This is a genomic window from Bacteroides sp. L10-4 (assembly GCF_013373675.1).
GTDB lineage: Bacteria > Bacteroidota > Bacteroidia > Bacteroidales > Bacteroidaceae > Bacteroides > Bacteroides muris.
Map to the genome: position 1 here is coordinate 66,860 of NZ_JABXJH010000016.1, position 6,240 is coordinate 73,099.

The 6,240-nt window shown below is 45.7% G+C and carries 7 protein-coding genes and 1 rRNA gene; 2 read left to right on the forward strand and 6 right to left on the reverse strand.

Annotated elements, in window-relative coordinates:
* The first annotated feature begins 53 nt into the window (after positions 1–53).
* Both HU824_RS19710 and HU824_RS19715 read left to right on the forward strand, forming a co-directional pair.
* Entirely contained in the window at positions 54–191 is a 138-nt protein-coding gene (locus HU824_RS19710) for a hypothetical protein (RefSeq protein ID WP_255260483.1), read from the forward strand.
* A 33-nt stretch (positions 192–224) separates the two neighbouring features.
* Positions 225–488, forward strand: a complete 264-nt coding sequence (locus HU824_RS19715) for a hypothetical protein (RefSeq protein WP_255260484.1) — start codon at positions 225–227, stop codon at positions 486–488.
* A 934-nt stretch (positions 489–1,422) separates the two neighbouring features.
* Here HU824_RS19715 and HU824_RS07365 read toward each other — a convergent pair.
* From HU824_RS07365 to rrf, 6 genes are all read right to left on the reverse strand, one after another.
* Positions 1,423–2,733, reverse strand: a complete 1,311-nt coding sequence (locus HU824_RS07365; RefSeq protein WP_136009725.1) for an anaerobic C4-dicarboxylate transporter family protein — start codon at positions 2,731–2,733, stop codon at positions 1,423–1,425.
* Positions 2,734–2,860: 127 nt separating this feature from the next.
* The gene (locus HU824_RS07370) at positions 2,861–3,691 is read right to left on the reverse strand and encodes a hypothetical protein (protein WP_136009724.1); all 831 of its coding nucleotides are present in this window, start codon (positions 3,689–3,691) and stop codon (positions 2,861–2,863) included.
* A gap of 18 nt (positions 3,692–3,709) precedes the next feature.
* A complete protein-coding gene (locus HU824_RS07375) occupies positions 3,710–4,078 on the reverse strand; it encodes a GntR family transcriptional regulator (RefSeq protein ID WP_136009723.1) in 369 nt (122 codons plus the stop codon).
* Positions 4,079–4,082: 4 nt separating this feature from the next.
* Positions 4,083–4,928: a hypothetical protein gene (locus HU824_RS07380; RefSeq protein ID WP_176468513.1), complete on the reverse strand. Its 846-nt coding sequence runs from the start codon at positions 4,926–4,928 to the stop codon at positions 4,083–4,085.
* Positions 4,925–5,782, reverse strand: coding sequence for an ATP-binding cassette domain-containing protein (locus HU824_RS07385; protein WP_176468514.1), 858 nt, complete (start codon positions 5,780–5,782; stop codon positions 4,925–4,927). The genes HU824_RS07380 and HU824_RS07385 overlap by 4 nt, the downstream gene beginning before the upstream one ends.
* 377 nt (positions 5,783–6,159) lie before the next feature.
* A 5S ribosomal RNA gene (rrf, locus tag HU824_RS07390) occupies positions 6,160–6,240 on the reverse strand; the annotation flags it as partial.

A 6,240-nucleotide genomic window follows, 5' to 3' on the forward strand; every position in this document is an offset into this window, starting at 1 on the left:
AAAAAACACTCATTATTCTAATTATGATTCCCAAGTAGAAGGAGTTAAAACTTATGAATATATATATGTATATCTGCGATGTTTACGAGTCTTCACTGAAGTTCTACACCAATCAGGAGCTACTTACTGTACAGCGCTATTTTAGCATCAAAGAGATACATACATTTACCAAAGCATATTTGCTTTCCTAGTTTCCTAACCTTCCCAACTATCGGTTAAACCTGATGAGTGAGGCGATTAACGAACTGGTGAAGCTGCTGCTTACTTTCTTTAAACCAATAGATTGCGATTCTATGACATCACTTATTGACTCCATGCCCATCACTACTTGTGCAGGAAAGACAAAACAGAGGAAATGGCTACTGAAAATGATTATCTTATCATCCGCACAGGAGAATAATCTGACAGTTCTTAAAAGAGAAGTAGATGATGGTCTGATAAACAGAGATATATTTGCCGATAAGTATACTCAGACTTCGCATTTTTAGGAAATAAACAGCAAAAAAAGTGTAAACATACTGACTTCCACTAAAGTTATAAAAGGAGAGAATCCGATTATTACGCAAAGACAGAAAGCAGACAGAGACCTATTTTCTATTGCCGTTTCAAAGGTCAGACAACCCATAGAATCGTTTTTCAACCGGCTAAATGAGAAAACAAATACTCAAAGAACGATGAAAATCTGATTTACATTCGGACTTTTGATACATACGATGGAGAAAATTGCCATCGCATTTATTTATTAAAACAATGAATCAGAGTTCAACTACTGATTCGCATAAGTAACAGATATTACAAACTTACGCAAAATCCTTTAGATTTTATGCCAGTCGCATAAAAAAACAACACCACCTCCTTCTCCTTAGCCTTATTTGTACTCTTGGTACACATTTTTTCTTATCTTTAGGTCTCCAGTAATTAAGCTATAAATTGGCTTCTTATGAATGTGGTCTTGATGTTCACAAAGATAGTATTTATATATATATCTTGTATAAAAACGGCTCAAAAATTGATTCTGTTTTTGGTAGTTGGATAAACTACGTGATTTGCTTGTTTCCCATCATGTTTGTGAAGTGTCCCTTGAGAGTATGAGTATCTATTGGATTGTTGTTTGGAATAACTCAATGGTTTTGTAACCGATACCAATCGTGATATCCTGCGCCAATATCATGAGGAACGCTTGCAGATGAAGCGGCATAAACTTAAACTTTATTGATGAAAAGGACCGTGTCTTTGTGGGAGACTTCAAAAACAGGAAGTCTCCCGGGATAATGTGGGCCTAATAAATCATATCTATCCCCAAGCAGAAAGAGAGAGGTGAGCTTCTTTGTTTTTTAGAGGAAAGATAGGGATATACTCCAAAAGGCTCAGAGTAAATCTACAAAATTACGGAAGGATTCCCTTCAAAAGAATCGGTTTCCGTCAAAACATCCTGATAAAGAACAATCCCAGCCCGATGGCAACCCCAGTCGAAATAAGTCCGGGCAGCATGAATGAATGATTCAGTACATACTTGCCGATGCGGGTTGTTCCGGTACGGTCGAAATTGATAGCCGCTATCACAGTGGGGTAATTGGGAATAAAGAAATAACCGTTTACCGCGGGAAACAGGGCAATCAGTACCAGAGGCGAAATGCCCAAAGCGATGCCTAAAGGCATAAGCGCACGCACAGTAGCAGCCTGGCTATAAAGCAGAATCGACATGACAAACAAGGCTATACCGAACAGCCACGGCATCTGCCTCACCACTCCTTCGATGGACTGGGTCAGCTGGAGCACGTTTCCCTGAAGAAAAGTATCTCCCATCCAGGCAATGCCGAATATGGCAATCACCGCCTGCATGCCTGCAGGGAATACGGAACCTTGTGTTGCCTTCATACCGTCGGTACGGGTCAGCAGCAAGATGAGGGCGGCAGCAGAAAGCATCACGATTTCGATGATGGCAGACATGCCGAGCTTCACCGTTTCTCCGTCTATCACGAAGGCAGGTCGTAAACTGTCGAACGAACCGAAGAACACGATAAAAACAGTGGCAAGGAAGAAGATGAGGACGGACAGGACAGCATGCCGCTTGTTATGTATATCCCTTATCTCCACCTTCGCAGCGGTCAGACAACCTTCGGATAACCGCTTCCTATATTCCGGATCGTCCGCAAGGTCCTTGCCCACCTTCATAGAAAACAAGGCACCCACAAGCACCCCGATAATGGTAGCCGGAACTGTTATTTTCAGAATATCGAACAAGGTAACGTCAAATCCAGTCAGCAACCCGAGCAAGGCAACGGTGGCAGCCGAAATGGGACTTGCCGTTATGGCCTGCTGCGAAGCAATCACCGCAATGCCCAGCGGCCTTTCCGGGCGTATCTTTGTTTCGGTAGCCACCTCGGCTATCACAGGTAGTAGCGAATAGGCCACATGTCCCGTACCTGCAACCAAGGTGAAGAGATAGGTGACGATGGGACTTAGGATGGTGACCTGCGAGGGATTCTTCCGCAACAACCGCTCAGCCAGCCTCACCATATAGTCCAGTCCTCCGGCGGCCTGCATGCAGGATGCGGCAGAAATAACAGCGGCTATCATCAGCATGACGTCAATGGGAGGCGATGTGGGCTGCAAGCCAAAACCGAACGTCAGGACAGCCAAGCCTATCCCTCCCATTACCCCTAGTCCGATGCCGCCCAGACGGGCACCGATAATGATAGCCACCAATACAAATAACAATTGCAAGACCATACCTTACTTCTTTTGATTTCCTGCAAAGATAATGCAAACTGAATACAGAACTTTCATGCCTGCATGAAAAAGTTCTGTATTCGATGCAGCCTGTTTTCGTTTTCCGGTCAAAGATAATGTATTCGTACTACGGTTGTTCACCTATTTCCAATTTCGCAGCCTGTTTCAAATTCAAATGCAGAGAAGCTTCCTCCCCGACAGGTGTCCAAAGCACCTGCCGACATTCACCGACTTGCAGTGAATTCCAATGTTCGCGACTACCCGACAAATGTTCGGTGTCGATGTGGAATGAGTCGGCAACCACTTGCCAGGCATGCACTTCATCCAAATCTATATGCAAATCGCGCACCTCGCCACTGACGAACTTCAATTCAACCGCCCGAGCCGACAGCGAGTTCATCCGGCAGTTTCTCACCGAAGCAACGCCCCGCGTATGGAAAGCAAGCGAGTCGCGACGGAAATCACAGAAAGCGGCGGCAGCATCAACATCCACCAAGACCGTCTGCACAGTGGAAGGTATTTTCAGTTCCATTTGTTCCGATTTGATTTTCACAAAAGCGAAAGAATGCAAATCCGCCTTGCGGGAGAAATCAAAGGAAACAAGCAATGTGTCGCCCACCAAACTCATCGAGAGAAATTCATCCATATCACCGGCATAAGAAAAGCTACCTTGCCCGGAATCTGCCGGAGATACCGACAAGGGAACCTGACAGAGTGAATAAGAAATCCTGTCCGGCTCTCTCACTGTCCGCTTATGCTCTTCCCGTACAATGGAAGAGTGAAGTAGTTTCACTACCCTGCATTCGGGCAGTTCTACCGTTTTCCTTTCTCCGCCGATTTCAACGGCATCGGCCGATTCCCTCCCGACCATGTGACATGACGCATAAAAAATGGCACCGCATATCACCGCCAATCCGGCAACCAGCATTCCTATTATCACATACGTTGTTCGTTTCATGACGTTTTCTCTTTTTCTTTATTTTTGTTTCTTAATAAACTTCCGGTACATATCAGCCAGTTCTTCTGCTGATATGCCCAACATGGAAAGCTGCCTGAAAAAATAATCAGACTCTTCTTTCATAAAATACTCCTTGCGCAACGAGAATATCAACTCGCGGGCATCAGCCGACACAAAATAGCCAATGCCGCGCTTGTTATAAATCACCCCCTGCGTCTGTAAGTAATCGTAGGAACGCATCACGGTATTGGCATTTACCTCTACCACGGCTGCATATTCGCGCACCGAGGGGATACGTTCCTCCTTCCGGTATTGCCCCAGAAGCACTTCATCGCAAATGCGCTCCGCTATTTGCAAGTAGATGGCTTTACTCTCTTTAAAATTCATACGACTACCAGCGATTAATGATTTCGGATTCTTTGAAACGGAAATAGGCAACTGTCCAGTTGAACAAAGCCATGAAGGAAGAAACCAAGGTTATCAGAAGCAGCAACTCATTTTCGGTCAGTTCGCCCATATTCCACATATATTGGTTTCCCAGCAGCAACTTGTGCATCATGACAATCACCAAAATATAGACTATGACGATGCCCACTCCTGCCACAAATGTTTTGACAAAGGCATTCTTAGACCAGATAGCGCTGCCAAGCACAAAGCAGGATTGAAAAAAGAAATACATGCTGAGCGCAAGCATAAACTGCTCGTAGGTGGGAAAAGCCGTCCAATACCCCGCACAATCGCCCACCAGACGGGAAAGTAACGGCACCTGTGCCACAGTCTCGGCTTCGGGATAGGCAGCCATGTATACCAGCATGCGTGTCCAGTCGGCCAGCCTATAGGCTACCAGATAGGCCAGCAAGAAACCAAAGGTAAACACCAGCCATCGGGCAAAAAACTTCTCGAACATGGTGGCAGGCGTCATCAGCACGCTCAACCGACCGTTCTTCGTCTTCATGCCTTCCATCATGAACGATGCACTGAGGCATCCCATAACGCCCATGCCTATCATGAAAATGACGGTTCCGAAAGTCCAGATATCCTGCTCTATCCTATCCTGCATCTGGAGTACATCCTGCCACCTGCCATATTCATAATAGGCATTCCAGACCAGAACAACGGTAAGCCCACCATACATCAGCAGCATGCGGAGCAGCAGGGACTTCCAATTCTCGATTATCTCCTTGCGACATACGTTGGCGAAACGGTGCAAACTAAAAAAAGTATCGTGTATCTTCATCTCGGTTCATTCATTTGGGGGTGGAACATTTCTGCTATCTTTTCGGGAACCGAAAGCGTGGCTCCAAACAGCAGTTCAAGGTTGATTTCCGTTTCAGCCTCTTCCGTATTGGGCAGCATCAGGTAATTGCCTTGCACGGAAGGGAGTGCATAGAGCGCACGCTTGGCCAATTCCCGGTCGTCGCTCTCCATAAACAACAGTTTGTTGCAAATGCCGGAGATGGATTCGTCGAGCAGCACATGGCTGTTGTCCATTATCAACACATGGTCTAACACTTTGTCTATATCGCGTATCTGGTGCGTGGAGATGACAATCGTCTTCTCCTCGGACATGCCCGATGCCAGAAACTTGCGGAACTGGCTCTTGCCCGGAATGTCAAGTCCGTTGGTAGGCTCGTCCATCAGCAGCAGAGATGTATTGGTGGCCAAGGCAAAACTCATGAAGACTTTCTTCTTCTGTCCCATGGATAATGCGCCCAAATGAGCATCCATATCCATCTCGAAAAGATGAAGATACCGCACCATGTCTTCTTTGCTGAAACGGGGATAGAACCGGCTGTTCAGTTCGATGTAACTGACCAAGGACACCGATGGAAGATCGAACTCCTCGGGCACCAAAAACATGTCCTGCAACGTGGCAGGCAACCGGCGGCGCACATCGGTACCACGATACATCACTCTCCCCCGTTTGGGAGTCAACAAACCGCTCATCAGATAGAGCAACGTGGATTTGCCCACTCCATTCTTCCCCAACAGCCCATACACTTTGCCCGTTTTCAGCGAAAGCGAGAAATCACTCAGGACTTCTTTTCTCCTTCTGTGATAACCAAACGAAACATTTTTTGCTTGTAGCATAACTTGAATGATTTAATGATTTTCAGCAATTATGTGTACTAGCACAGTAGTACACTACAAATGTAGCGCTTCTTTTCAATATAACAAGTGCTTTCACAGAAATATGCCTCCAAGAATACAAAAAGAAGGCAAAAAGAAAGAAATGGAAAAAGAGAACAAGCAGACTAAAATCGCCAGCAGTACATTAGTAAATGGACTGACTTCCAAAGAATACGTGCGGAAATCATATTCGAACATTATCCCGAACTGAAATCGGTCTACGACTTGGCTATAGAGTTGACCAATATATATAATAGGCACAATGACAAGGATGTGTGATGTGTGATGTGGAAAAAGCAAAAGCCCCCTCGTCATTTCTGACTCGGGGGCTTCCTCTAAAACGGCGACTACCTACTCTCCCACTGTTACGCAGTACCATCGGCGTGACCGGGCTTAACTTCTCTGTTCGGAATGGGAAG

Excerpts from the sequence above, each read along its gene's own strand:
- HU824_RS19710 (WP_255260483.1), top strand. The coding sequence starts at position 54 with ATGAATATATATATGTATATCTGCGATGTTTACGAGTCTTCACTGAAG.
- HU824_RS19715 (WP_255260484.1), top strand. The coding sequence starts at position 225 with ATGAGTGAGGCGATTAACGAACTGGTGAAGCTGCTGCTTACTTTCTTT.
- HU824_RS07365 (WP_136009725.1), bottom strand. The coding sequence starts at position 2,733 with ATGGTCTTGCAATTGTTATTTGTATTGGTGGCTATCATTATCGGTGCC.
- HU824_RS07370 (WP_136009724.1), bottom strand. The coding sequence starts at position 3,691 with ATGAAACGAACAACGTATGTGATAATAGGAATGCTGGTTGCCGGATTG.
- HU824_RS07375 (WP_136009723.1), bottom strand. The coding sequence starts at position 4,078 with ATGAATTTTAAAGAGAGTAAAGCCATCTACTTGCAAATAGCGGAGCGC.
- HU824_RS07380 (WP_176468513.1), bottom strand. The coding sequence starts at position 4,928 with ATGAAGATACACGATACTTTTTTTAGTTTGCACCGTTTCGCCAACGTA.
- HU824_RS07385 (WP_176468514.1), bottom strand. The coding sequence starts at position 5,782 with ATGCTACAAGCAAAAAATGTTTCGTTTGGTTATCACAGAAGGAGAAAA.